Here is a 25,977-nt window from a genome sequence, read left to right as displayed (position 1 = left end):
ATTATTTACTTTACTCTATAGATTAATACCCTTTTCACCAAATTTTACAGAAAAATATAATATACTTGTTGTATAATGGCACTATTATAAATCAAAAGACAGCAACAAAAGAGGTGACAACATGAAAGGTCGAACGCATTTAACAGTGGGGCTAGGAATAGGTGCAGTGGCGTCCGTTAATCAATCGCTTGAAGTGATACCTGTCGTTTTAATTGCATCAGGTGTAGCTTCCCTTGCTCCAGATTTAGATGGCAATAATTTGTTAAATAGACGTGTAACTAAAACAGCTAAATTAATTAAAAAAATTGGCGTATTTGTCGCTGTGACAATGATGGTACTGTCTTTGGTTACATTCTTTGTAGATGTAGAATTCCTATCTTTCCTAGACGAAAGATGGTTTGAGCAACAACATAGGCTTCTACTTTTTGGATGGGGTGCGGTAATTTTAGGTTTATCCTTTAGGAGTCAAGAAACTTTAAAAAATATAATGATGAGTATCATAGGCTTATTCCTTCTTTATTATGCTGCAACGAATGAGTTGTGGTGGCTGGTGATGTTCGCCTTATACATTGGGGGAGTTGGCTGGTTTGCACACCGAGGACCAACTCACACTATTTGGGCATTGATTTACTGGTGGTATATGTCACATTTATTGGAAATTAACATTGAAGTAGACGGCCTGGCTCTTATTTCCACGATAGCTTATTTATCACATATTGTAGGAGATATGCTAACGAAAAATGGGGTTAAATTTTTATATCCATTTACCAAAAAAGTATTTCGAATCCGTATTTAAAGTCTGCATTCATGCTAAAAGTATAATACTCCATTAAAATTAAAAGAGCTGAAGAATTATTTCTCCAGCTCTAGTACCACAAGTTGATCTCCCTCGTCAAGTAAGGGTTTTTCCTTAAAAGTGACAAAGACCAGATTCCCGTTTTTACGTTTAATACATAACGGTATTCCTTTCGACTTCCGTTTTTCTTTCAGTAGAGTTTGTTTGCTATTAATTTCAATAGTATGAAAGGTATAACCAATGTTGACTTTTTTATTTAGCTCTGTAAATGTTGCACCTTCTTCAAATAACAAATTCGCTTTAAGAGCAGATGGGATTTCTCTATGTTCGACTTGACTCGTTCCAATTGGCAGGGAGAACGTGTTGTGATAACCGAATTCAGGGATGTAGGTTTGGCAAACAAGTGCATTATACGCTGCATCTCCCTTCATAGCTAAAATTGTGTCATAAGGGGTCATGTCTACTTCGAAATCACTATGCTCCGAGAGAATTTCTCCATGATAAGTAGGAATACCAAATTTTCTTGCCCGGTACAATTGATCATCGGATGTATCGGTAATCAAGACCGAAGCCCCCATATCTTTTAAATGCTGTGCAAAAGCAATCGAAAAACTACTAGCACCCACCATCACAACACCTGAAGAGTTGGTATTAGCCAAACCCAGCTTTCGAGCAATGGGACCGATAGAAAAACCATGAGCACAAACGGTAATAAAAACTAAAGCTAACGTAAGTGGTGTTAAAATGGAGGCATTTGGATAGCCATCTTCTATTAATAAACCGGCAAAATACCCTGAAACCGTCAATGCAACGACTCCCCTTGGCGCAATCCAACCTACAAGTGTTTTTTCTTGTAAAGTCAGTTCTGTTCCAATTGTTGATATCCAAATAGATAACGGTCGAACAAGGAAAAGCATAATGATAACAAATAAAATGATCGGCCAAGTGAAAATTTCCATAATCGTATCCCTTGTAAGTGATGCCGTCAATAAAATAAAGACGGTAGACGTAAGCATAACCGAAATATTTTCCATGAAATGACCAATACTTCCAATAGAATGGACATATTTCTTGGACCGAGCTAATGTTAGCCCCATGACGGTTACAGAAAGCATCCCCGTTTCATGCATGATGACTTCACCAGATGCAAAACAAATTAAGACAAAGCAAAAAATAATTGGGGACTTTAAGTATTCAGGGAATAATCCTTTACTAACTAAAAGACTAACGAGCATACCAATGGCATAGCCAACTAAAATTGCCAAAATGGAATCGACAAAAAATGGAATGAAATCACTAAGTTGAAACGGTTCCTCCGAGGTTATTTTGATAATCTCATAAGCAAATAAAGCTAGCAACGGACCAATTGGATCAACAATAATGCCTTCCCATTTCAATACCGAAGAAACTCGGGGGGTTAATTTTGCTTGCCTAAGTAGTGGAATAATGACTGTAGGACCGGTCACAACAAATAACCCACCAATGATAAAAGAAATCTCGAGACTAAGCCCAGCAATAAAATGTGCCGCTAATGAGCCTCCAATCCAAGCTATAAGGGCACCAAAGGTCACGATACGAAAGACGGACTTAGAGATACCTTTCAATTCACGGATATCAAGGCTTGTACTACCTTCAAATAAAATCAATGCAACGGCAAGGGAGATAATGGGACTATAAAGTTCTCCTAGTCCTTCCTGTGGATTGATTAAACCAAATATTGGACCAATCAAGAGTCCAGCAATCGTCATGATCACGATAGAAGGCCACTGAATCCTCCACGCTAACCATTGTGAAAACATACCAAGTGCAATGACGACAACAATACTAATCAACGTAAGTTCCTGTTGAATTTCCATCACCTTCTTTTTTGAATAGGAATAGTTTATCATTATCCTGTGCAATAGAAAAGTTTATAATCAAAATGATGTGATAAAAACCCCAGTAACTTATGTTTCGTAATAAAATTTGAAATCCCTAATGTAGGTATTTATAAACTGAATTTTTGTTTTAAATAATGGTATAACCCATTTTGTTCATAGCCGAAGTCTGTTACTGTATCCGCCTGGGCTTGGACATTTTTTTCTGCGTTTTTCATAGCTACTGCATGTCCTGCTAGTTCAAACATTGGTAGGTCATTTTCACCATCGCCGACTACTAGTAAGTTTTCTTTATTAATTCCACTTTCTTCAAGCAATAATTTAATTCCAGTTCCTTTGGAAACACCGGAAACCATCATTTCTACATTGTGAAGAGAGGAACAAGAGGTGGTGAATGTTATTTCTTTCTTTAAATTTTCGAGATGCTTTTTCCAAGTATTAATTTTTTCAGTATCCACACTAAAGAAATAAACCTTTACAATATGTTCATATTTTAATTTATTGACCCAATTAATATGCTCTCTAATAGCCTTTTTTCTTGAATTCAATTCGTTTTCAAGTAATGTTTCAGGAATATACTTTTCTAGCTCTGCAACAAAATACGGTTTATCCTCTGTTAAAGCTAAGCGGGGTCCTTTTAAAGGATGTACCTCATAATAGATGTTTTCTTCACGGGCTTCTGAAATTACCTTTTGAAGTAAAGTTTCGTCTAAGGAGTGTTGGGAAAGTTTCTTTTCCTTGGTATAAGCCCCCATTCCGTTTGCTGATACATATCCATCCATATTAACATGACTAGGTAGTACATCTACTATTTCTTTTTGTGTGCGTCCTGTTGCTATGAAAATCTTAATTCCTCTTTGTTGTAGCTTTTCAAGTTGGTGGATAAGTTTCTCATCAATTAAACCAATGGGGTTAAGTAATGTTCCGTCCATATCTAAAGCGATTGCTTTTATGTCCATTCTATTTCCTACCTTTCTTTATTATGATGTTTGTGTAGTTGTTATAGTTAGTATTATAAGAGATATCTAGTACCAATTGGGAAAACTATCAGCACAATTAGTGTGCAGTGTCTAGGAACATAGATTGGGTCCAAACGTTATTGAAGGTGCAATGTAAACGTTATAAAATTGAATTAAGAAATGGAGGGCATTACTTTGATAGATCAACGCTCCTATATCTTACTTAAAGAAATCACTTTCAATAATCAAATTTCTAAGTCAGAAGTAATGAGAAAGCTTAGCATAACCGAGCGACAGCTTCATTATGATTTAGATAAAGTGAATGCAGTTCTGAGAAATCTCGAGCTACCAGAAATAATTATCGAAAATAATGTATTTCTAGTTCCAAAAGAATTAAAAGACATTACAAACTTTAATCTATTGACAAATGTTAGTTCTAATATGTTTATCATTTCCGAACAGGATAGGATTTTTGCTATTTATCTTTATACGTTCATTCGTAAGGAAATTATATCGAATTATCACTATCAATTATTACTAAGGGTAAGTAAGAATACTGCCTTATCAGATGTCAAAAAGATAAAGGAACTTTGTAAGCAATGGAACCTGGAATGGGTATATTCAAGAGTAGATGGATACCATGTTGTTGGTAGTGAATTGGATAAGAGAAGGCTTGCTGCATACTGTAGTGACACATTAATTACCCAACCGCTTGGAAAAGAGATTATTATCCTAATTTTAAAAAGTTGGGGATATGAAAATGAAATCATTCATACAAAACGTGTAGTGGATGACCTATTGAAGCAGTTTAATATCAGCCTTGTCAAAAGCCGAAAGAGTGAAATGATCATTCGATTAGCTTTTCTTCGGGTACGGACTTCAAAAGGAGATTTGGACTTTAAGGAACACGAGAAAAAGATCATTGAAAGGCAAAAGATCTTTAAAGCGGGTACTGCTCTTACATTTCAATTATTTCCAAAAGGTACACCCAATGAGAGTTATTATTTAACATTACAACTTTTAGTTTCCTTACAGGAGATTGATACAGCAGAAAACCCTACTCTTTATCAGTTAGCAGAAAGAATTATTACGGAGTTTGAAAAGGTCACTTTATTACCGATTAAAAACAAATCCTTCTTAAGAAAGAGTTTATATAATCACTTGGTACCAGCATTCTTTCGTATTTCATTTGGTATACCACTTGCCAATCCTTTGAAAGATAGAATAAAAGAGGAATATAAGGATTTGTTTGAATTTGTTCGCCAAGCATTAGCGCCACTTACAATGTGGACTGGTCGAACAATAAGTGATGAGGAAATCGGCTATTTTACTCTTCACTTTGGGGGACATTTAACAGAGGATAAGAAAAAGGTTACGGAAAAACTACGCGCCTTAATTATTTGTTCCAATGGAATAAGTTCATCAATGATGTTGAAGGCACAGCTATCTCAAATGTTTTCTGACATCGAGTTTTCAAGTATTCACTCTTTAAATAAACTAGCGGAGATTTCTCCAGATAGTTATGATATGATCTTTTCCACTGTAGAATCGGCGGCACCAGGAAAACCATTTTATGTTGTGAAACCACTTCTTACGGAGGTAGAAAAGAATTATCTTATTCAACAGGTTGCAACGGATTTTCCGAGAATGAATGTCAAAAATATATCAATGGACAGATTAATGGAAGTGATTGCAAAATATGCTGATATTCATGATGAAGATAAATTATTTTCTGAGCTAGTCAATCTATTATATTTTAGAAATACAGAAAGAGGGAGATTTTCACCCATGCTATCAGAATTACTTACAGAGCCTATGATTCAATTTACTGATGCAGATTTAAATTGGAGAGATGCAATTTCTGAAGTGTCTTCACCACTACTTGCAAAAGGTAAAATTGAACAAAGCTACATCGAAGCAATGATTAAGAATGTCGAAGAAGTGGGGACCTATATTCATATAGGTAAAGGAATTGCTATTCCGCACGCTAGACCAGAGGCAGGCGTAAACCAAGTTGGTATGTCTTTCTTAAGAACTAAAAAGCCCGTGCTACTACTTGATAAAGAGGAACATGCAATTGATATCTTCATTTGCATCGCGGCAATTGATAATGAAGCACATCTTAGAGCATTATCAAGTTTAACTAAAATTTTAGCAGATGATAGTAAGCTAAATTTATTAAAAGAAGCAAACTCAAGTGCTGAAGTAATAAACATTATAAAAAAAGGAGAAGAAGAATAATGAAAATAATGACAGTATGTGGACATGGTTTAGGTACAAGTTTTATGGTGGAAATGAATATTAAAAATATATTACAAGAACTTGGGGTAACTGGTGTTGAGGTAGAACACTCTGACTTAAGCTCCGTCGGCCCTGGAGATGCCGATGTATTCTTTCTTGCAAAAGACATTGCAGATGGTGGATCACATTTAGGTGAAGTAATAGTGTTAAATAACATTATTGATATGGATGAATTAAGAGAGAAAGTAACTAATTTGATGAAGGAAAAGAACCTAATCTAAGATTTTAGGGGGAGACAACATGAATTCATTCTTAAGTACACTGGTTGACATTTTAAGTCAACCAGCAATACTAGTAGCGATCATCGCATTAGCTGGTTTACTTTTACAACGAAAAAAACTGTCGGACACAATTAAAGGTACCACGAAAACATTTGTAGGTTTTCTAGTTATTTCAGCTGGTGCCGGAATCCTAGGTACAGCTCTTGAACCATTTGGATCCATGTTCCAGGAAGCATTTAACGTGTCCGGTGTTGTTCCAAATAATGAAGCAATTGTGGGACTAGCTTTAACAGAATACGGTACAACAACTGCGTTAATTATGTTTTTCGGTATGATTGTTAATATTTTGATTGCTCGCTTTACACCGTTTAAATATATATTCTTAACAGGTCACCATACGCTTTATATGGCTTGTATGTTAGCTGTAATCATGGCGGTTGCAGGTTTTAAAACTCCTGGTTTAATCATTGCCGGTTCAGTTGCCTTAGGTATTATTATGGCTTTATCTCCAGCAATATTACAGCCATTCATGCGCCAACTAACAGGTCATGACAATGTTGCTCTGGGTCACTTTAGTGCTGTAGGTTATGCAATTAGTGCCTTAGTTGGTAAAGCCGTTAAAGGAAAAAAAGAAGTTGTTTCAACAGAAAAAGTGAATTTCCCACAAGGACTTGGATTTTTACGGGATAGTACTGTGAGTATTGCGTTAACAATGGCTATTATTTATATTATTGTTGCGTTATTCGCTGGTCCAACTTTCATTGAGGCTGAATTAAGTAATGGGACAAACTATTTAGTATTCTCACTAATTCAAGCCGGTAATTTTGCCGCTGGTGTATTCATTATCCTAGCTGGCGTACGTCTAGTTCTTGCTGAAATCGTACCCGCTTTCCAAGGTATTTCAACAAAACTTGTAAAAAATGCAAAACCTGCACTTGATGTTCCAATCGTATTCACATACGCACCAAACGCTGTGTTAATTGGTTTCTTCTCAAGCTTTGTTGGTGGTATTGTTTCTATGGTAGTGATGGCACTTTCAGGTAGTGTTATTATCCTACCGGGTGTTGTACCTCACTTCTTCACAGGTGCAGCTGCAGGGGTGTTTGGGAATGCAACAGGCGGTGTAAGAGGTGCCGTACTTGGTTCCTTCATTAACGGTGTTATTGTTTCATTCTTACCAGTATTCCTAATGCCAGTACTTGGAAATCTTGGGTTCGCTAACTCAACATTCTCAGACGCAGACTTCGGGGTAGCAGGTATCTTCTTTGGATCACTTGCAAACTACTTCGGGACAATGGCAATTGTAATCGCTCTAGTAGTAATCCTTGTACTAATGGCAATTCCGTACAAAAAGAAAAATATTAAAGACTAATCAAGAGTTTATCATCAAGGAAATGTTTTTTCTGTAATTGTTGATGATTTTAGTAAAAATGAAATTTAAATCCTTTATTTTTAGTGACCCGATATACGTAGTATTCGGGTCACGGATTTGTCTAATGTATTTAATCATCTAACAAGAATTAACACAAAGCGATATGGAGGAGAAATGATGACCAAAAACGAAATATCTGAAATATCCATTAATACAATCCGCACCCTAACAATTGACAGCGTAGAAAAAGCGCAACACGGTCATGCAGGAATGCCAATGGGCGCAGCACCAATGGCATACGCACTTTGGAAAAACTTTTTAAACGTAAACCCAACAAACCCAAATTGGTTTAACCGCGACCGTTTTGTACTTTCGGCGGGACATGGATCAAATCTCTTATATAATTTACTTCATTTAACTGGTTTCGATGTAACTCTACAAGACTTAAAAACAACAAGACAATGGGGAAGCAAAACACCAGGACACCCAGAATATGGTCATACACCGGGTGTTGAAGCAACAACAGGCCCACTAGGTCAAGGAATTCCCATAAGTGTTGGTATGGCACTTGCTGAAAGGTATTTTGCTGAAACTTATAACCGTGAAGGTTTTCCAGTAGTTGATCATTATACTTATACAATCTGTGGAGACGGGGATCTAATGGAAGGGGTTTCTTATGAAGCTGCTTCTTTAGCAGGTCATCTTGGACTTAGTAGATTAATTGTTCTATATGATTCTAACGATATTAGTTTAGATGGTAATTTAAGTGTTTCCTTCTCAGAAGATATTCAAAAACGGTTTGAAGCCATGAACTGGCAATATCTTCGGGTGGAAGATGGAAATGATGTAGAAGCTGTTGTGGCTGCTCTTCAAGAGGCGCGTCAGGACGAAAATCATCCAACTATTATTGAAGTAAAAACAACTATTGGTTATGGTTCTCCTACACTACAAGGAACACATAAAGCACATAGTAATCCATTAGGAATCGATGAAATTAAACGTACAAAAAGATATCTTGGTTGGGATTATAAAGAAGACTTTTATGTTCCAGAAGAGGTTTATGAAGATTTTAGATCCGTTCGAGAAAACGGAATCGAAAAAGAAAAAGAGTGGAATCAATTATTTACAAGATACGAAGAAAAATACCCTACGAGCGCAAAAGAGTTAAAACGTATTTTGAATGGGGAACTTCCAGAAAACTGGGATGCAAATCTACCAATGTTTGAAGTTGGAGAATCTCTAGCAACAAGAGCTTCTGCAAGTAAAGTAATGAATGCTTTAGGGGATGTTCTTCCTGAATTAGTTGGCGGGGCTGCTGACTTAAACTCTTCAACACAGGCAATACTAAACAATTATGGAGATTATAAATCAGAAAATCTCACTGGTAGAAATGTTTGGTTCGGTGTTCGTGAGTTTGCGATGGGTGCCATTGCAAACGGTATGGCACTTCATGGACTGAAACCATTTGTAAGTACATTCTTTGTATTCTCTGATTACTTACGTCCAGCAATTCGCTTAGCATCATTAATGAAACAACCAGTAACATATGTGTTTACCCATGATAGTGTTGCAGTAGGAGCGGATGGTCCTACTCACCAACCAGTAGAACATTTAGCGTCATTCCGTGCAATGCCAGGACTTTCTGTTATTCGTCCAGCCGATGCAAATGAAGCGAAAGAGGCGTGGAGGCTTGCTGTTTCACAAAACGACAGACCAACAATGCTTGTCCTCGGACGTCAAGATTTACCAACATTAGCTCAAACTAGTAAATATGCAAGTGAATGTGTTGCAAAAGGTGCTTATGTTATTTCTCCAGCTAAGGGTGAGGCAACCGGTATCATTCTTGCTGCGGGATCAGAGGTAGCTTTAGCAATTGAAGCCCAAAGGGAATTAGCTAAAGAAGATATTTATGTGAATATAGTAAGTATGCCATCTTGGGATCTGTTTGAACAACAATCGGATGAGTATAAGGAGTCTGTATTGCCTCGGAACCTAACTAAACGTCTATCCGTTGAAATGGGGTCGAAGTTAGGATGGAGGGAATATGTTGGAGATGCTGGAGCAGTAATGAGTATCGACACATTCGGAGTATCTGCACCAGGAGATGAAGTAATCACAAAATTTGGCTTCACTGTAGAAAACGTCGTAAATCAATATAAAAACCTAAAATAATGTTTTGGCAATAAGTTATATTAAGCTTCCAAAATTAAAAGGCTCAATTTCTTAACATAATTAAGAAAATGGGCTTTTTTCTATTAAAGTTTTAGATAGTATCATTGAAGTTGCTCGCTTTTTTGTAAAGAACCCCATTGGAATATTATGCTAGTATAGATTTAAGGATATTAACCTTAAAGTGTAGTTAATTGAATAAGGATCAATACAAACTGAAATTCTTGGGGGATAATTTATGGAATTGATTACTGGAATAGCCATTATACTTATTGTGTTTTTTTCTTCAAATATGATTGAAAAAAGATTGAGGAGTATAGAAAACCAAAACAATCGTGTAATAGAAGAAGTAACTTTCCCTTTTTTAGTACCAAGAGTAGTTTGAAGCTACTCTTCTTTACTATCATATATTACAAATCGAATGTTTTTTTAATATAGTGAATGTGGTTTTCTATGGTGAATCACTAATTGAGGGAGGGGCAGATTTGAATAAATATCTAAAGATCATACTTGGAGTTCTGGGGGTCCTTTTGTTAGGAATAGGATTACTTGTAGTCACCTTTATATTAGAAATGAAGCCTGATAAAGATGAAGAAGAAAAGATATGGAGTCTAGCTGAAGCGTATTTAAAAGATAATTTTAATGATAACTTCGAGTTATATGATACTTTGTATGATAATATGGGGAACTTTGGATTTGAATATGCTGCTAAGGTTAGGGATAAGAAAACGAATACGCAATTTTTAGTTTATTATGATGATGAAACAAAACGAATGGTGGATACGTATATTGCAGATAAATGGGCAAAGGATTTAGAATCTGAAATACGTCCTTTTATTAAAGAGAATTTTGGAGAAACAACTAATATGTTCATTTTCTTTAATGATACAATTGGGCAAGAACTGGGTATTGATCCTATTAATCTTACAAGTTATAAAGAGTTTGATGTTAAACCTACCATCCGTATTACTGTTCCACGTAAAAATAGTGACGGTGATGAAAAACTTGTTGATGAATTCATATCTTTCTTAAGAAACGAAGATAAATTGCAACATGGTTCGGTTATTATAGAGTATATCGCTGAAAGTGGTGAAATTTTAGATAATGAATGGGGTAAGGATTTTTAAATAGTTAAGTCAGAAATGATCCATTGTTCTTAACGTAAAAATGAGTTAAAAAAAGTTATGCCAGTATACGAGGAGTTGATTTTTCGGTTACTCTATTGAAAGAAATACATCAAGCATCGATATTACTATTACTTGTATGTTCATTCTTATATTATAGACATCTTAAAAAAAATAAAGAGAGAAAGAAAACTCACTCCATTTGAATTTTCAATGTTTATCGTAACGCAACTTGCCTATCTTCTTTGGGCGGGCAGCTTCCTTCTTCTTCTTTTGGATAAAATTTAAATAGAGTTCCTTTTTAGCAAACTAATATGATTGGTTAGGGGGAATTATCATTAGAAAAATTATGCTTGTTTTAATGGTCATAACTATTTTCGTCTTATCTGCTTGTAGTGAAGAAAATTTAGTCCATTATTCTTCCAAAAAAGAAGCTTTTTTCGAAAAGAATAAAGAGGATTCGAATTACATAAAACTTTCTAACGGAGAATACGATATCTCTCTTGTAGAGGGGCATACGATAAGTGAAGACGTTCCAAACTATATATCGGGATAAAGGAAGTTAAAGAATAGATTAAAATAACTGAGGTATAAGGGGGAAGAAATATGAGGGTGTTACTTGAATTACTACGCATCATTATTATTTTGGGGCTTTTCGGTGGAATAGGATGGCTGCTTATAGAAAATATTTATACTGTCAATGAAGCAACTGAAAATTATTCTTGGCTAGGAGCAATAGCCATTTTATTATTACTGTTTGTATTGTACAGAAATAAGTTTCAATTCTCTGGTTGGTATAAAGGAAAAGGCAGAGTAAAACTTCCAAGGCATATTTCTTTCATATTAATTTCGACTTCTATATTACTAATCGTATCACCATTTGTATTGGGTTCTTTACAGGGGTAATGATTGGTTATTATTCAAGACAAACATTAAGGGTGCCTTCCAAGATAAGGAAGGCACCCTTAATCATCAATGTGGTATTTTAATGGAATAATGGAACTTTTTCCATTTCCATTCGTACGTAAAGTATAAAGACAAAATGGTAGGGAGTGTAGCAAGTGAAAAAGTATATTATTTTTGTAGTTAGTTTTTTATTGGTATTTTCATTAATCCAAGTTCTGTCAGGAATACTTCTTACATATACATATACTCCAGACATGATGGAGGCTTGGAATCTTAGTCCTAATCTAACTCAAGAAGTTGTTATTAAAGGTAGTCATCCTTCATTGTTATTAACATTATTAATTGGACTCATTTCTGTTACAATTGCATATTTTATCTCAAAAAAATATATAAATAAACATTAACAATTGAACGGAAGAAAGTGAATTGCTTAAAAAGGGAAATTAAAGTTTTTTACTTAAAATATTCCGTTCAAATAAACATCCAATTATGCTATCGTATATAGTAGAAATGATTTTTGAACGTAAAACGATTTTTAAATAAGTTAGTGTAAATATGTCGTTATTGCGAATTTTGTTGATGTGTGTTTCTATTTGTAGAAAAATTTAATCTAGCAAAGGGAGGTATTAAAGTGTTTAGGCGTAGAAGGTTAAACACCAGAGGGAAGATTGTGGTTTTCATTCTATTAACCATTATGATTCTACTATTAACTGGGTTGGTTGGTAATGATAAAATGAATGCTGCAAAAGAAAATGACACGAATATAGAGAATTCACACGAAATGTTATCATTTTCTTCTGAGCCAGTATTAGCTTTTTCCGATTCTACATTAAGTCAATCTATCATTGATAGGGAAAATAAAAAAAGAGAATCAGCCCGAAAAAAAGAGGTCGAGAAGCAAAATAAGATAGATCAACAAGAAAAAGCCATCTATCTAACATTTGATGATGGGCCATCAGATATTTCAGGCCAATTACTTGATGTCTTAGACAAATATCAGATGAAGGCAACCTTTTTCATGGTGGGTCTAAAGATAAAAGAACATCCTGAAGTTGTAAAGCGAATGCATAAAGAGGGATTTGGACTTGGACTACATAGTATTACTCATGATGTAGGTAAAGTTTATAGTAGTAAATCCTCTCCGTCAGAAGAAATGATAGAGAATCGGGAGATATTGGAAAACATAATAGGTGTACGTTCTAACATTGTCCGTTTACCCTATGGAAGTATTCCATATCTAACGGAAGCTATGCGCTATTTATTAGACCAAAATGATTTTAAGGTTTGGGATTGGAATGTAGATAGTCTAGACTGGAAATTTAAAAATGAACGATATGTTCAACATACAATCCAAGAAATAAAAAATATGGAGCAAGCAGGCGAAACTCCGGTAGTCCTTCTTCATGATAAACAAGAGACAATAAAACATTTACCCAAACTATTATCTTTTATTAAGAAACAAGGCTATCAAACGGAAATACTCACTAACGATATGGCACCATTAACTTTTTCGTGTAACGGACGTTGTCATACCATAAACTAATTCCAGTTTAGCAGCAGGAGGTAACTTTGGGTGAATAGATTAATAGTATTAACGATTGTTTTATTTTTCTCATTTTTTCTAACTGGATGTTCTTCCGATGAAAGACAGGCTACCAACATCCACAAAATAATGGAGGAATCTGCTGAGTTTGAAAAAGATTTCGCCGCTAATGAAAAAGAACTAAATGAAACTAGAAAAAATGCACAGTTGGTATACAATGATTTGATTAGTCTCGATATCAATGATAAGGACATCATTAAGCAAAAGATAGAAGAAGCCAATACATACATGAAAAAACAACAAGCGCTATTAGTGGAAGCGGAAGAAAACTTTCAAAAGGCTTATAAGGAGTCTGTAACCATTGAGGAAAATATTAAAAAGATCAAAGACGAGAAGCAAAGAAAACAAGCATCAAAGCTAATAACGATTATGAACGAACGGAAAAAATTGATGGATACCTTTTTTAAAGACTACCATGAAAATTTAGAAATACAGAACACATTATATGAATATATTGAAGATGAAAATTTTGATTTAAAAAAACTAGATGAGCAGATTAATGATATAAATGAACATAGTCAAGAAATGGGTGAGATTATACAACAATTTAATCAATATACCAAACAGTTTGTTCAAGCAAAAAACGACTATTATCAAATGAATTAATTAAGTTGTGGGTAAAATAAAAGGGGACTAGAAAATTGCTTACTAGTCCTCTTTTATTTTAAAGTTACAAATTGCTGCTCATACTTTGCTTTTTTTATGCATCTTATATTCAATTAGCATTTCACAAACAACAGCCAATATAATAACGAATAGTGCATATATTACAGAAGTTAATAGCCATATTAAACCGAAAAGGCCCAAAGCTCCAACCCAAAGAGCGCCGGAGAGCAAGCCTCTTTTTGCAGTTAGTTCAGGATCACTATATCTTTGATAATAATCTTCCATTATGATTCTTTGTTCTTCCACAACCCAAGGTTTATAGCGCTTTTTCTCCGTAAGAAGTAAGAATGCAAGGATAGCCAGTGCTGGGATAGCAAACGGAATTAATATGCCAAGTATTTCAACCCAAGTATTTCCATCTAGATAATATTGAGATGTAGAAATAGTAATACCAAATAAAATAGATCCAACCGCCAATGCGTAAATCAGTGCACGTATCCATGACATTGGGTAATTTCTTGCTGTTTCCTGAGTAAGTCCAAGGAAAACAAAAGCAGCTCCTGTTGGAACAACAAAAGGTAATAGGGCGGAGATTCCATAAAATATATTATTAGTGGAGAAGTAGGTGATAAGGCTTGTTATTAATCCAAATAAGAGAACACTTCCCGCAACTGTATAACCAATTGCATGTTTTACCCCCACTTTATTGCCTTGTTGTATATACATTTCCCCGATCAATTCATTTCGTTTCTGCTTGCTAATCTCATCGGCAATTGTTGTAATATCGCCTAGTTCAGCCACGGCCTTTGTGAAAGCGTCATTTGACTGCATGCCCTTTTCCTCAAGATTAGAAATTCTAGCATGTAAGTTAGAAGTAATCTCTTCTTTAAAATCTCTAAGCTCGGGCGTTTCTTCATATCCGTGGAATAGGTCATCTACATACTTCTTAATAGTTATATTCATTTTACTCCTCCTCCAATAACTGATTTAGTATTTGTTGAGTAAATTCCCAATCTACTTTATTTTGACGGTAACGGTTTTTTCCTTTGTCAGTGATTCTATAATATTTACGTCGCCCACCTTGTGTCTCATCTCCCCAATAGCCGATAATGCATTCTTCCTTTTCCAGTCTTTTATAACTTGAATAAAGAGTAGCTTCTTTTAACTGATAGAGCCCTCCCGTTTTTTCCAAAATAGTATTATATATTTCATACCCATAGCTATCGCTCTTCATTAAAATACCGAGGACAATTGTATCTGTATGACCACGAAGTAAATCAGCGGATACTTTTCCTTTCATCGTGATACCTCCACTCACAATACTGTTATAAATAAATTACTGTAAATATAAATTACTATATCTGTCATAGTAAGTCAAGATCTAGGACAGTATTTTATCTTACTTCCTATTTTTTTCAATTTGTTGTACCCTTTTTATACAGCAACCTATCGAACGAAAGTCCCTGTCCTTTATATTAGAAAATAAAATATTTAGCTACCTTGACAATAGAGCTGATTATTACGGACTTTAACATTTGCAGGGAAGAGACTGAATGATAGGATGTCATTTAATTATTTTGGATGGAAGGGAATGATTGCTTAGAATATTTTCGGATTTAAAGGTAAAGGCAATGCCAACAAGAAAATCCATTGAAGGATGACATAATCTGCTATTTTCCTGTCTAAATTAAGTATTATTTATTTTCTTTGAATGAAGAATACTAGCAAAAGGAAGACAGAAGTCCGGATCATGGAGAGTTTTACAACAAGAGAAATAGTTGGAAAGAGGAATGAAATGAGTACAATTACGAAGCAAAAAAAGACCAATAAACTTAGAATGGTATTACGAGGATTATCAATTATTATCGGGGCATTTATAACTGCATATGGTTTAGAGGCAATATTAATTCCAAACAACGTATCAGATGGCGGTGTTACAGGTCTAAGTATCGTTGGTTCACAATTGATTGGATTACCTTTAGGGGTTCTAATTGCACTACTAAATATCCCATTTGTATTTTTAGGATATAAACAGATTGGGAAAAGTTTCGCTATTTATTCCGTTATAGGTATTGCTTCACTAGCATTTGGGACTAGCATTATGCACCATATACCAACCATTATTCAAGGAGATACGTTACTAGTAACCGTTATTGGTGGTATTATTATTGGTTTTGGTATGGGGTTGGCATTAAGAAATGGCGGAGCATTAGACGGTATTGATATGTTAGCCGTATTACTATCCCGGAAATTGCCTTTTGGAACGAGTGATTTAATTTTATTCTTAAACTTGTTTGTGTTTATTGTTGTTTCAACGGTCTTTGGTCTACAAGGAGCTTTCTTATCGGGAATCGCTTATTTTATCGCCTCAAAAGTAATTCATACCGTTGAAGAGGGTTTAAGTGGCTCGAAAACCTTTAAAATCATAACCAATCAACCTGAATTAATGGTAGAAACCATACGTGATCGCCTAGGTCGAAGCGCTACGTTTAATGAAGTTGAAGGCGGTTATTCAAATGAGAAATTCAAGGAAATAACTTGTGTTATTAACCGTTTAGAGGACAGTAAAATGAAAGAAATCATTTATGAAATTGACAAATTTGCTTTTGTTACGGTATATGATGTGGCAGAAGTTAAAGGTGGTAATTTTAAAAAGCACAATATTCATTAATTTGACTTATGAGGATTATTAAAAAATGACACATTCGATGAGACTATGTTTTCCAACTTTGAACTAGTAATTAAATACGTTTAAAGGGAGGAAACGGGATCGGCCTGTCCTTTTTTAATAATCTTCATCTCGTATTTACCCCTCCATATAACTAGCTTTTCACCTTCCTTATATAGTGCAAAAAAGTAACCCTTTCTAAAGAGAAAGGATTACTTAGGTATGTTTCTGATTTCAGTGCTGAATAGTTGCTATGATTAAGTTAATCCAATTAATTTCGATTGCTTTTTAAATCTTCTACTTCCTCTATGCTTAATTCCGTAACTTCAGCAATGTCTGCTAATGACATTCCTTTTAATAGCAGATGTTCAGCTACTTTGATTGCCTTTTCTTTGTTACCTTTCTCTATCCCTTTCTCTATTCCTCTTTCCATCCCTTTTTTTAAACCCCTAGCCTGAGCTTCATCGTAAAACCGCTTTAAGTCTTCTCCTAAGTTCGAAATCATTTGGTTAACCTCCTTTGGATTTGCTTGATCAATTGTTTGTTCCATTTTCCTATGCTGATCAACGGGGAAACGTTTCATAACAATCTGTTTAAACCAATTTTGAAATAATGTGAATTCCTTTTGCGTTAAGTTTTGTAATGCGCCAGTTAGCGCTTTTAGTTTTTTGTAAAGTTCGTTAGGATTCTTGTTTTTTTGATCCAAATAAAATATAGAAGAAATTAAATTAGATAACTCAAGTAATTCAATATCAGTATATCGATTCACGTCGAGTAGAATGTATTTAAAATTAAGTGTTTGGTCTCCAAACATAGTTGCTTTGCCGAGTGTTTGTTTGAACTCCAGTGGAACCGTCCAATTTCCCGCACCATTGTATAGTACAATTGGTACGATAACAGGAAGATGAAAATCCTTTTGTTTCACTTTACGGTCATCACTACTTTTTACAATTTCGCGCCAGACTTCAACCATGTAAAGTAATAAGCGATAGGGCATTTGATGATCTACGGTTGATTGTAATTCCATTAGCGTGTAAAAAATGACTTCTTGCTCTTTAAGTTTCATTTTATATACCAAATCAGCTTCTTTTTCCTGAAAATCTGGTAATATAAACGATTTGTCTATCAGTTCCGTATTTGCTTCATCAATTTGGTCTACCCAATCTTTGTCTACAAACGATTGGAGCAACTGGATAAATACTTGTTTTGTGGTTAATAAGTATTTATATCCGACATCATGTTCGTTATTAATCTTTCCCGATTTATTTACTTTTGACACACCAAATACCTCTTTTCTTTATTATATTCGATTAATCTGCAATTTCCATCATTATTGTTGAATTTTCAAAAATAAACAACTAGTTAAATTTGAAAATGGAGGATATGGTATTGGTCAGAAATGGAGTTTTACTTAAAGGAAAAAGGTATTTTGGTGAGGATAAATTGAACTGAAACGCAAATTTAGCATATATGGGCGACACAAGGGCAGTTTATTCTCCTAGTCTAAGTATAAACCATGTGGAGAGATACCTATCCTTGTGTCTCTTGTCCGCTTATTTCTCAGGTTTGATATAAGGAATCCTTTATAAAACTGGAAATTACTTTGCAGCAAAAAGTTCTACAAGACTTCCTTTTTCATAATTTGTCCTCCCTATACTTATACAACGAGTAAGTAATCATAAATGTATACACCTAAATAAAATTTTTTTCCCATCTATAGTAGAGTTTAACTTATAATAAATGAAGAAAATATTGAAACTTCAACGTGATTTTTTCGTAAGTATAAGTAGTTATACTTGATCACTCAGAATGGAGCGTTTTATGGACAAACTTGTTGAACTTGAAAATATTAGTAAAATCTATACGAATAAAAATGTTTTACGTAATATTTCATTATCGATAAATGAGAATCAAGCCATTGCAATTTTAGGTGGAAATGGGACGGGAAAAAGCACTTTACTACGGATCCTAGCGGGTATTGAACGACCAAGTTCTGGAAAGGTCCATTACCTTAACAAAAACATCAAAATCGGATATGTGCCCGAAAGATTTCCTAAAAATATTCGATTCACCCCAAGTGAATATTTACGTTACATGGGGGAGATGAGTGGAATCTCAAAGGATTACTTAACGAAAAGAATCAAGAACTTATTACACCGATTTCAGCTAGAAGGACTGGATAACCATCGAATCATGGAACTATCAAAAGGTAATATTCAAAAAGTTGGACTTATCCAGGCAATTATGCAGAAGCCCAACCTATTAATTTTGGATGAGCCATTATCCGGTCTTGATTTCGAATCGCAGGAAGAATTAGTGAAAATCATAGGGGAATTGAAAAGGCAAGGAACCACCGTATTGATAACGTATCATGAGTCTCATATTTTTGAGTCAATAGTAGATAACACTTTTTTATTACATAATGGAAGTATTTCAGTAACGGAATCTATTGAAAAACAATCTATAAAATTATTGGTAGTTCGAAATGTAGACAAATCATTTGTTAAAGAGTGGGGCGAGATACTTGAGTTGGAAGAAAAGGACCAACAATTATATCTTTATGTTCCAGTAAAAGAGAGCGATGTTATTTTATCTAGAGTTCTTCAATTAAATGGAAGTATTGAGGCGGTATCAACGGTAACATTAAATGATATGGAGAGATCGTTATGAAAGCATTAATAAAATATACTTTACACGATTATCTTCGTTCCCATAAGTATTTTCCACCTATTTCAACATTCATTATTTTGATTTTTGTCTATTATTCTTACACCCAAAATCCAGTAATTGATAGTTATGCTATATCGGCATTGATTGTATATATTATATCCGCCTGGTTATGTATGAGTGTTTTATCACTTGATTCACCTGTTCAAAGGCAAGTGATGATTCTTCATCTAGGTGGTAGGAATCGATATTATCTATCCAAATTAATTGCCGTTTGGATCATTTCTTTGATACTAATTCTCTATGCATTTATCTATCCAATTATTTTTGGTATGTTTGAGGAACCAGTAACTTTAAAAATTGGCCTAGTTTCCATTGTGAACCTTGTTTTTCTATCGATACTAGGAATAAGTGTTGCAAGTTTATTTAGTAAAGTGATAACGGAAAGCGCCGTTAATTCTTATGGGGGATTATCTCTTGCTATCGTCATATCTTTAGCAGCTTTAGGAATATATGATGCCCTTCCATTATATCTTAAGAACATAACTTGGATAATTCCCCCGGCAGCTAGTACACAACCTATATTATTTAATTGGAATGGTGAAAGTATCTTGGATCTTTCTTTATTTCCATTTTTATGGATTATCATTTATTCACTGCTTCTTTTATTTCTGTTCTTAACGTTAGCGAAGAGATTTCAAAAATGATTTGTAGCAGTGTATCAAGAGAACATTAAATTTTGAAGAAATAAACCATTATAGATAGTTCAAGGAGATTAGTTATGGAAATATCATTGATTAGACACGGAAGGTCACAACTCAATGAAAATGACAAGGTGATTTGTTCAGAGTTTAAGAAATGGGTAGAAAAATATGATTCCAATGGTGTATTTAAAGAGTTAACCTATCCTCTTGAGACGAGAGAGAAAGTAGAAAACGCCAAAATAGTTGTGACAAGTAATTTAGAAAGGGCTGTTCAGTCAGCTAAACTACTAAAACCGGAAGTTCAAACAATCTCCGACTCCTTATTTCGAGAAGCAGAATTACCAATTGCATCCATAAAATATGTGAAATTAAGACCGAGCACTTGGACGTTTTTTTTAAGATTATTATGGTTTTGTGGTTATTCTAACGGATGCGAGTCTTTAAGAGATGCAAAGATAAGGGCGGTAAAGGCTTCAGAGCAATTAATTGAGTATGTAGAAAAATATAAATCGGTAGTATTAGTGGGACATGGCTTTTTTAATATGTTAATAGCAAAGGAATTACAGAAAAAGAGATGGGAAGGGAAAAGAAAGACAGGTGCAAACATTGGAATTGTACAACCTATTCCCTGATACATTGATGAATGATTATTGGTGACAAAGGTAATCTAAGTTACCTACCTTAAGGGGTTGAGTTTTTTGAGTAATGAAGGTACTTCAAAGTTTACAAAATGGCGGGAAAAATATGGGGTGTTAGTCATTGCGTTAAGTTGTTTGTTAAGTGCAATTACAAGTTGGGGTAAAAGTTGGATTCTTACAGGTATTTTAGTATTAGGTGTATTGGTTTGTGGAACGATAGGGATCTTTAATATAAAGAATGAACGGAAGAAAAGTAAAAAGGAGCAGGCGTATGAAAAATTCATTAGAGATTGGGACTGATACATCTTTTGCTTTGAACTTTTTGATTTACATACAAAACATTTATCTAAATCAAGATCAAAATGAAGAAAAATTAAGGTTTCCTTATTTACCAATAACAGTGGTGTTTAAAGATGACTTTGAAATAAAGTTTAAAGAACTATGGAATGAAATATTTCAACAAATAGCCGAAGACAATAAAAACGGTGTCATTCCATTTTATGAAGATAAAGATTTGTATTATGAAAAGCTATTTGTGATTAATGAAAATAGTTCAAAGGCATTTAATCAAATATATAAAACATTCAACGTATGGTGGCATAGCTTCGCAGGTCACATTTCAGTAGAAAAGTCTGTCGATGAAATGGGGCAACAATTATATACAGAATTGGCCAATTTGCTCATTCAAAAAGGAGTAAAACCACAAAGGAGATTGAATATTAGTTTAATTTATGATAATTGTCTATTGGCAGATTCCCAAATCACTTCTTATTTTTCTGTTATTCCGATTAAGGACTTTTTTGCTAAATACAAAGAATTGGTTTCAAAATTAGAAGCTTGTATGGATTAAGTTATACTAAAAGGTGTGGAGAAGAAAATGCTGGATAGAAGAATAACAGAATTAGTTAATCTAACGAAAACGAAATTCGGCCTAGATAATTACTTCTTAAAAAGTCATAGTCTCAGAAGAAATGTAAATATTTTTAACGAGACGATTTTTACATTATCGATGGAGTGGTTCCCAAACCATGTCACCGTACCTGAAGATGATGATTCCAATCCAGAAGGTACAGCGGTAATTGATATAAATGTAACTACTCGAAAATACGAAAGTGTTATCTTTGTCATGGGTAAGACGTACGTAAATAATGGGGTTACATTCGCAGGCTTGGATAGAAACGACATGATAAAATGGATTGAGCGGGAAACCGGATTAACCTATGGTAAACAATTTCAGTTACATAAAGAAGAGGAAGGCAGACTTCTTTTCAATGAATGTATGGATGGTATCGCAGTATCACCTTCAGGGTCCATTGAAATTAAATTAGATAATGAAGGTAGGTTAACCTTTTTCTCCGTACTTGGTCAATTTCCTTCTAAAGAAATGGTAAAGGATGAAAAATATACACTTACTTTTGAAAGTGTCGAACATCTAGCAAAGGAACAACTGAAATTGGTTGAATTTCCTTCATTTGAACAGGAGAAGTTATTTCCTGTTTATGCCGTTGAAGAGGTCTATGTTACAAATGAGAATACATCTTTAATATCCTTTGAATTTATTGAAGATGTAAGGTCGTATCAAAAAATAGGAGAAACCATTCATTGGGATGAACCGGTTGATAAACCTTTTGATCGGAAAGAGGTTCATTGGTTGGAGGAAGCCACGGTAGAACAAGCCTTTACCTTGGAGCCGTCTCCTGATTCTTTTCCAATTACAAAGGTGGAAAAAGAGAAATGCCTATTAACAGTACGGGAATTATTGCGACAAGACTATCCAAAAGATACAGGAAAATGGATTCTTAAAATACTTCATCGTGAAAACGGATATATAAACGCCATATTAAGAATGAGTAATCAGACTAACCGTGTGTTTAAAAGAAAACTTGTCATCATCATTGATCCAAAATCATTCCAAGCAGTAAATTATGTGGATAACAAACCGATGCTGGAGATGTTTGATCATTTTTCCCCACCAGAAGAGGTTACTATAACAAGAGAAGAAGCGTATGAGAAAATAAAAGATAAATTCGAAATAAATCCCTATTATGTTTATGACTTTGATTGCGAGCAGTATGTTCTTTGCGGAAAGATTGACTGTGAATATGGAGTGAATGGATCAAACGGAGAAATTGTTGCATTAGGTGATTTGTAGTTAAATACGCAACGTTAATAATCACGCCTAATCTAATAAAGAAATGAAAGTAATTATCAAGTACGCATGCAGAGTGGATAAATTTGCATGATGAACGAAATCAATCCAAATAAAGATAAAGAGTGCTTCTTGTTGAAATTAATGTTACAGTTGGAGAGAATATTTTAAAAGTGAGTAGGTGAACAACATGATTGAAGTAAAGACATCTCCGCTAAGTGATGGAGAATTTAATAGAGGGGTATTTGCTACATGTGATTTCAAAAAAGGAGAGCTATTACATGAAGCACCTGTTATCGCTTATCCAAACGATCAGCATCAACACATTGAGAAAACGTTGCTAGCTGATTACGCCTTTGAGTATGGGATCAATCACACTGCTATCCTTCTTGGTTATGGAATGTTGTTTAACCATTCTTATGAACCAAATGCAACTTATGAGATTAACTTTGACAACCACACATTTAATTTTTATGCTTACACAGATATAAAAGCAGGGGACGAGATTCTAATCAATTATAACGGTGAAGTTGATAACAATGATCCACTTTGGTTTAATCAAGACTAAAAAGGTTTATATAAGTTGTTGCTTTATAATAAAAAGTATCCAATTTTGATGGTAGTTACTGTTGAGGAAAAATTTCAAAAAATGCATATTAGCCAATGATTAGTATAAAGAGGTTGGGACAAAAATGTTTATCAAAAGGGAAATCCGAACTTTGCAGAAGTTTGGAGTGGATAAACTGCTCCGGAAATTCTGCGGGATTGTTCGTCTTTTGAGTTAAACATTTCGTTATGTTCCAACCTCTTTTTGGTCTCTAGTATTTCTAATCTTGAATGGTCATTCATTAGACAAATGGGTGAATGTTCTCTAAGATTTCTGCGTTTAATATTACGCATAGATAGAGAGGGCGTTTTATCAGCACCCGGGCGTGAGATATCAGTAAAAGAAAGTTGAAGCTATATCAGCACATGGCATGGGATATCAGCAAAAATTGGAGCTATATCAGCGCTCGGGCGTGAGATATCAGTAAAAGTTGAAGCCATATCAGCACATGGCATGGGATATCAGCAAAAGTTGGAGCTATATCAGTATTCGGTAGAGATATCAGTAAAAGTAGGAGCTATATCAGCACATGGCATGGGATATCAGCAAAAGTTGGAGCTATATCAGTATTCGGTAGAGATATCAGTAAAAGTAGGAGCTATATCAGCACGGGCGTGAGATATCAGTAAAAGTAGGAGCTATATCAGCACACGGCGTGAGATATCAGTAAAATTTGATACTATATCAGCACACGGCGAGGGATATCAGCAAAAGCTGGTATTATATCAGCACTCGACGTTTATATTAGAGGCCAGACGCAAGTTCTCATCATATTTAAACAAAAAATAAGACTGATCATGGATACAGCCTTATTCTTTGTCGGTTGCTAATTTATTTCTATTTTTAGTTCCTGGTGGTTGTTCTAACCAATTGTTTGCAATCATGATGTCGGCTCCACTTTTGGCAAAGCGAGACACTTCTAGGGACAAACGTTCATAGTTTACCACTAAGTCACTGCGTTGGCTTTTGGCTGTAGAAGTGACGTAATTTCCTATTCCGGAAGACATGAGAAGAGACATTTGAAACATCGTTAATCTGTCTGAGAATGTTTGCGTTGTTGAGTCGCTGATTCCTACATCAGGTACCTGTGCTGCTTCAATATCGTCCTTCATTAATGTATCTACAAAAATCTTAATGTGTTTTTTCGAAATATCTCTTCCTCGTATCATAAAATCCTGTACTTCTTTTAATGGCGACGTTTGAGCAAAAGAAAGGCATAGTTTCATACCTACGGAGTTAGTTGTAACATTTTGATACAAATAAGTAATTTCAACAGCATTTAGAGGCCTTTTTTCACTAAAAGGATTTAACCCACTAAAATACTTCTTACTATCGATGTAGTCAACTTCTTTTGGAACTTGAATATACGGATGTCTAGCATTTAATCCTTTTAAAAGACTAGTATCAATCGATTGTTCGAAGAGAGTAGTGATTTCTGATAATGCCTTTATAAAATAATTACGTATGTCCTTTCTATAACTCAAGGAAATAAAATCACTATAAGCCTTCATGCCCACTTTTGCCATATGGTTCACGTAGCTTAAACAAAATAAACCAGTATAGAGCCAAGGAGCATCCATGTTAACGTCCTTTTCTTCGGTAAAACCATTAGGAAGAGCATATTCTTCTTTATTAAAAATGGTAACTAGCTGTTTTAAATGACTCGATGATATATCATAAGCATATTGAACAACAGGTTTTATATCTGGATCTTCTATATGCTTTAGCATAAATCCTAAAATACATTTTTCCATGCTATCATTCATGTACCCAGTCCAAAGTGAAGCAATTTCGGCAGAGGTTAGCTTTGCATTCATTTCACCATTCATTTAAATCCTCCTGTAAGCGTTAGGATATGTTTACTATCTACTATAATGAAGTAAATTATGAGTGTATTTTTACGAAACACTTATTTTCCCATTCGATAATTAGACAATGCCTCCATTACTTCCGATTGTCTCCGTTTCGCCAAATTAATATTGGCACCGTACACACTAGGTGATTGTGGTAAACCTGCCAAGAAAGTTGCTTCATCATAATCAAGTTCAACAGGTAATTTACCAAAATAGTAGGTACTTGCTTCTTTTATTCCGTAATTACCTTCTCCATAATAGATGATATTAACGTATAGTTCTAAAATATCATCCTTGCTATAGATTCTTTCTAGGTCAAAAGCAACAAAAAGTTCCGCTACTTTACGGATAAAATGTTGTTCATTACTAAAGTAAAGATTCTTAGCAACTTGCTGTGTTAATGAGCTACCACCCTCTTTAATTTCCTTTGCTTTTAAATTGACAAGGGCTGCGCGAACGAGTGAAATAAAATCAAAGGCACCATGTTCATAGAAACGATGATCCTCTACAGCGACAACCGCATCTGTGAAATCAGGAGAAATTTCACCCAATGGTACAAAGCTGTCAACTTTTTTAACCGATTCTACTTTTTCTGAGATAGGTATTTCGGAAATAGCTTCTTTGTATTGAAAGTAACCTATTAAACCGATTGCTATTACAAAAAGAATGACAAGGGCGATTCCTAGTTTGAATAGTTTTTTTATCCATTTCACTATCATTACCTCAACTTATTTTGATATATAATTTTAGTATAACC

Annotated in this window: 27 protein-coding genes; 20 read left to right on the top strand and 7 right to left on the bottom strand. The window is 34.5% G+C overall.

Going from position 1 to position 25,977, the window contains the following annotated elements; translation table 11 throughout:
• Positions 1–121: 121 nt before the first annotated feature.
• On the top strand, positions 122–796 hold the full coding sequence (locus KM885_RS07005; protein WP_060669086.1) for a metal-dependent hydrolase: 675 nt from the start codon (positions 122–124) through the stop codon (positions 794–796).
• A gap of 56 nt (positions 797–852) precedes the next feature.
• On the opposite strand, the gene KM885_RS07000 is transcribed toward KM885_RS07005, so the two are convergent.
• Both KM885_RS07000 and KM885_RS06995 read right to left on the bottom strand, forming a co-directional pair.
• Positions 853–2,652 carry a cation:proton antiporter gene (locus KM885_RS07000; RefSeq protein ID WP_060669085.1) on the bottom strand — a complete coding sequence of 600 codons (1,800 nt, stop codon included), beginning with the start codon at positions 2,650–2,652 and terminating at the stop codon, positions 853–855.
• Between the two features lie 131 nt (positions 2,653–2,783).
• Positions 2,784–3,632: an HAD family hydrolase gene (locus KM885_RS06995; RefSeq protein WP_216883718.1), complete on the bottom strand. Its 849-nt coding sequence runs from the start codon at positions 3,630–3,632 to the stop codon at positions 2,784–2,786.
• A gap of 195 nt (positions 3,633–3,827) precedes the next feature.
• On the opposite strand from KM885_RS06995, the gene KM885_RS06990 reads away from it, so the two are divergent.
• The 10 genes from KM885_RS06990 (at position 3,828) to KM885_RS06945 (ending at position 13,934) form a co-directional block, all read left to right on the top strand.
• Complete coding sequence (locus KM885_RS06990; RefSeq protein WP_060669083.1) at positions 3,828–5,873, top strand: BglG family transcription antiterminator; 2,046 nt, start codon at positions 3,828–3,830, stop codon at positions 5,871–5,873.
• Positions 5,873–6,154, top strand: coding sequence for a PTS sugar transporter subunit IIB (locus KM885_RS06985; protein ID WP_060669082.1), 282 nt, complete (start codon positions 5,873–5,875; stop codon positions 6,152–6,154). The genes KM885_RS06990 and KM885_RS06985 overlap by 1 nt, the downstream gene beginning before the upstream one ends.
• A gap of 19 nt (positions 6,155–6,173) precedes the next feature.
• Positions 6,174–7,526 (top strand): PTS ascorbate transporter subunit IIC, encoded by a 1,353-nt coding sequence (locus KM885_RS06980; protein ID WP_216883717.1) that lies wholly within the window; start codon positions 6,174–6,176, stop codon positions 7,524–7,526.
• A 177-nt stretch (positions 7,527–7,703) separates the two neighbouring features.
• Entirely contained in the window at positions 7,704–9,698 is a 1,995-nt protein-coding gene (gene tkt / locus KM885_RS06975; protein ID WP_216883716.1) for a transketolase, read from the top strand.
• Positions 9,699–9,933: 235 nt separating this feature from the next.
• Positions 9,934–10,080 (top strand): hypothetical protein, encoded by a 147-nt coding sequence (locus tag KM885_RS06970; protein WP_165589220.1) that lies wholly within the window; start codon positions 9,934–9,936, stop codon positions 10,078–10,080.
• Between the two features lie 100 nt (positions 10,081–10,180).
• Positions 10,181–10,822, top strand: coding sequence for a hypothetical protein (locus KM885_RS06965; RefSeq protein ID WP_060669079.1), 642 nt, complete (start codon positions 10,181–10,183; stop codon positions 10,820–10,822).
• 603 nt (positions 10,823–11,425) lie between these two features.
• Positions 11,426–11,725, top strand: coding sequence for a hypothetical protein (locus KM885_RS06960; protein ID WP_060669077.1), 300 nt, complete (start codon positions 11,426–11,428; stop codon positions 11,723–11,725).
• Positions 11,726–11,880: 155 nt separating this feature from the next.
• Entirely contained in the window at positions 11,881–12,129 is a 249-nt protein-coding gene (locus KM885_RS06955) for a hypothetical protein (RefSeq protein ID WP_047184378.1), read from the top strand.
• Between the two features lie 227 nt (positions 12,130–12,356).
• Positions 12,357–13,268, top strand: coding sequence for a polysaccharide deacetylase family protein (locus KM885_RS06950; protein WP_338113671.1), 912 nt, complete (start codon positions 12,357–12,359; stop codon positions 13,266–13,268).
• Positions 13,269–13,298: 30 nt separating this feature from the next.
• Positions 13,299–13,934: a YkyA family protein gene (locus KM885_RS06945; protein ID WP_204798340.1), complete on the top strand. Its 636-nt coding sequence runs from the start codon at positions 13,299–13,301 to the stop codon at positions 13,932–13,934.
• A gap of 78 nt (positions 13,935–14,012) precedes the next feature.
• On the opposite strand, the gene KM885_RS06940 is transcribed toward KM885_RS06945, so the two are convergent.
• The gene (locus KM885_RS06940; RefSeq protein ID WP_047184376.1) at positions 14,013–14,897 is read right to left on the bottom strand and encodes a permease prefix domain 1-containing protein; all 885 of its coding nucleotides are present in this window, start codon (positions 14,895–14,897) and stop codon (positions 14,013–14,015) included.
• Position 14,898: 1 nt separating this feature from the next.
• Positions 14,899–15,234: a PadR family transcriptional regulator gene (locus KM885_RS06935; RefSeq protein WP_047184375.1), complete on the bottom strand. Its 336-nt coding sequence runs from the start codon at positions 15,232–15,234 to the stop codon at positions 14,899–14,901.
• 495 nt (positions 15,235–15,729) lie between these two features.
• Between KM885_RS06935 and KM885_RS06930 the strand changes: the two genes are divergently transcribed.
• Entirely contained in the window at positions 15,730–16,605 is an 876-nt protein-coding gene (locus KM885_RS06930) for a YitT family protein (RefSeq protein ID WP_060669145.1), read from the top strand.
• 268 nt (positions 16,606–16,873) lie between these two features.
• Here KM885_RS06930 and KM885_RS06920 read toward each other — a convergent pair whose 3' ends face one another.
• Complete coding sequence (locus tag KM885_RS06920; protein ID WP_204798347.1) at positions 16,874–17,881, bottom strand: Rpn family recombination-promoting nuclease/putative transposase; 1,008 nt, start codon at positions 17,879–17,881, stop codon at positions 16,874–16,876.
• Positions 17,882–18,423: 542 nt separating this feature from the next.
• Between KM885_RS06920 and KM885_RS06915 the strand changes: the two genes are divergently transcribed.
• From KM885_RS06915 to KM885_RS06880, 8 genes are all read left to right on the top strand, one after another.
• Positions 18,424–19,272 (top strand): ABC transporter ATP-binding protein, encoded by an 849-nt coding sequence (locus tag KM885_RS06915; RefSeq protein WP_204798348.1) that lies wholly within the window; start codon positions 18,424–18,426, stop codon positions 19,270–19,272.
• Positions 19,269–19,976, top strand: a complete 708-nt coding sequence (locus tag KM885_RS06910) for a hypothetical protein (protein WP_204798350.1) — start codon at positions 19,269–19,271, stop codon at positions 19,974–19,976. Before KM885_RS06915 ends, KM885_RS06910 begins: the two co-directional genes overlap by 4 nt.
• Before the next feature lie 74 nt (positions 19,977–20,050).
• Entirely contained in the window at positions 20,051–20,605 is a 555-nt protein-coding gene (locus tag KM885_RS06905) for a histidine phosphatase family protein (RefSeq protein WP_244986933.1), read from the top strand.
• A 66-nt stretch (positions 20,606–20,671) separates the two neighbouring features.
• Positions 20,672–20,911, top strand: a complete 240-nt coding sequence (locus KM885_RS06900) for a hypothetical protein (RefSeq protein ID WP_047184372.1) — start codon at positions 20,672–20,674, stop codon at positions 20,909–20,911.
• The gene (locus tag KM885_RS06895) at positions 20,883–21,461 is read left to right on the top strand and encodes a hypothetical protein (protein ID WP_216883715.1); all 579 of its coding nucleotides are present in this window, start codon (positions 20,883–20,885) and stop codon (positions 21,459–21,461) included. The genes KM885_RS06900 and KM885_RS06895 overlap by 29 nt, the downstream gene beginning before the upstream one ends.
• 27 nt (positions 21,462–21,488) lie before the next feature.
• The gene (locus tag KM885_RS06890; RefSeq protein ID WP_244986932.1) at positions 21,489–22,763 is read left to right on the top strand and encodes a hypothetical protein; all 1,275 of its coding nucleotides are present in this window, start codon (positions 21,489–21,491) and stop codon (positions 22,761–22,763) included.
• Positions 22,764–22,950: 187 nt separating this feature from the next.
• The gene (locus KM885_RS06885) at positions 22,951–23,328 is read left to right on the top strand and encodes an SET domain-containing protein (protein WP_047184369.1); all 378 of its coding nucleotides are present in this window, start codon (positions 22,951–22,953) and stop codon (positions 23,326–23,328) included.
• 510 nt (positions 23,329–23,838) lie between these two features.
• Positions 23,839–23,985: a hypothetical protein gene (locus tag KM885_RS06880; RefSeq protein WP_204798354.1), complete on the top strand. Its 147-nt coding sequence runs from the start codon at positions 23,839–23,841 to the stop codon at positions 23,983–23,985.
• 191 nt (positions 23,986–24,176) lie between these two features.
• Here the strand turns inward: KM885_RS06880 and KM885_RS06875 are convergent, their stop codons facing one another.
• Both KM885_RS06875 and KM885_RS06870 read right to left on the bottom strand, forming a co-directional pair.
• Positions 24,177–25,196: a DUF3231 family protein gene (locus tag KM885_RS06875; RefSeq protein WP_145523722.1), complete on the bottom strand. Its 1,020-nt coding sequence runs from the start codon at positions 25,194–25,196 to the stop codon at positions 24,177–24,179.
• An 80-nt stretch (positions 25,197–25,276) separates the two neighbouring features.
• Positions 25,277–25,939: a biosynthetic peptidoglycan transglycosylase gene (locus KM885_RS06870; protein ID WP_047184367.1), complete on the bottom strand. Its 663-nt coding sequence runs from the start codon at positions 25,937–25,939 to the stop codon at positions 25,277–25,279.
• Between the last annotated feature and the right edge of the window lie 38 nt (positions 25,940–25,977).

This window comes from Oceanobacillus caeni, assembly GCF_019037185.1.
Taxonomy (GTDB): domain Bacteria; phylum Bacillota; class Bacilli; order Bacillales; family Amphibacillaceae; genus Oceanobacillus; species Oceanobacillus caeni.
Note: the sequence above shows the minus strand (reverse complement) of the source record. Positions and strands in the feature narration are given on the sequence as shown.

Excerpts from the sequence above, each read along its gene's own strand:
- KM885_RS06885 (WP_047184369.1), top strand. The coding sequence starts at position 22,951 with ATGATTGAAGTAAAGACATCTCCGCTAAGTGATGGAGAATTTAATAGA.
- KM885_RS06980 (WP_216883717.1), top strand. The coding sequence starts at position 6,174 with ATGAATTCATTCTTAAGTACACTGGTTGACATTTTAAGTCAACCAGCA.
- KM885_RS06985 (WP_060669082.1), top strand. The coding sequence starts at position 5,873 with ATGAAAATAATGACAGTATGTGGACATGGTTTAGGTACAAGTTTTATG.
- KM885_RS06935 (WP_047184375.1), bottom strand. The coding sequence starts at position 15,234 with ATGAAAGGAAAAGTATCCGCTGATTTACTTCGTGGTCATACAGATACA.
- KM885_RS06960 (WP_060669077.1), top strand. The coding sequence starts at position 11,426 with ATGAGGGTGTTACTTGAATTACTACGCATCATTATTATTTTGGGGCTT.
- KM885_RS06930 (WP_060669145.1), top strand. The coding sequence starts at position 15,730 with ATGAGTACAATTACGAAGCAAAAAAAGACCAATAAACTTAGAATGGTA.
- KM885_RS07005 (WP_060669086.1), top strand. The coding sequence starts at position 122 with ATGAAAGGTCGAACGCATTTAACAGTGGGGCTAGGAATAGGTGCAGTG.
- KM885_RS06910 (WP_204798350.1), top strand. The coding sequence starts at position 19,269 with ATGAAAGCATTAATAAAATATACTTTACACGATTATCTTCGTTCCCAT.
- KM885_RS06970 (WP_165589220.1), top strand. The coding sequence starts at position 9,934 with ATGGAATTGATTACTGGAATAGCCATTATACTTATTGTGTTTTTTTCT.
- KM885_RS06875 (WP_145523722.1), bottom strand. The coding sequence starts at position 25,196 with ATGAATGGTGAAATGAATGCAAAGCTAACCTCTGCCGAAATTGCTTCA.
- KM885_RS06895 (WP_216883715.1), top strand. The coding sequence starts at position 20,883 with ATGAAAAATTCATTAGAGATTGGGACTGATACATCTTTTGCTTTGAAC.
- KM885_RS06890 (WP_244986932.1), top strand. The coding sequence starts at position 21,489 with ATGCTGGATAGAAGAATAACAGAATTAGTTAATCTAACGAAAACGAAA.
- KM885_RS06905 (WP_244986933.1), top strand. The coding sequence starts at position 20,051 with ATGGAAATATCATTGATTAGACACGGAAGGTCACAACTCAATGAAAAT.
- KM885_RS06870 (WP_047184367.1), bottom strand. The coding sequence starts at position 25,939 with ATGATAGTGAAATGGATAAAAAAACTATTCAAACTAGGAATCGCCCTT.
- tkt (WP_216883716.1), top strand. The coding sequence starts at position 7,704 with ATGACCAAAAACGAAATATCTGAAATATCCATTAATACAATCCGCACC.
- KM885_RS06915 (WP_204798348.1), top strand. The coding sequence starts at position 18,424 with ATGGACAAACTTGTTGAACTTGAAAATATTAGTAAAATCTATACGAAT.
- KM885_RS07000 (WP_060669085.1), bottom strand. The coding sequence starts at position 2,652 with ATGGAAATTCAACAGGAACTTACGTTGATTAGTATTGTTGTCGTCATT.
- KM885_RS06940 (WP_047184376.1), bottom strand. The coding sequence starts at position 14,897 with ATGAATATAACTATTAAGAAGTATGTAGATGACCTATTCCACGGATAT.
- KM885_RS06995 (WP_216883718.1), bottom strand. The coding sequence starts at position 3,632 with ATGGACATAAAAGCAATCGCTTTAGATATGGACGGAACATTACTTAAC.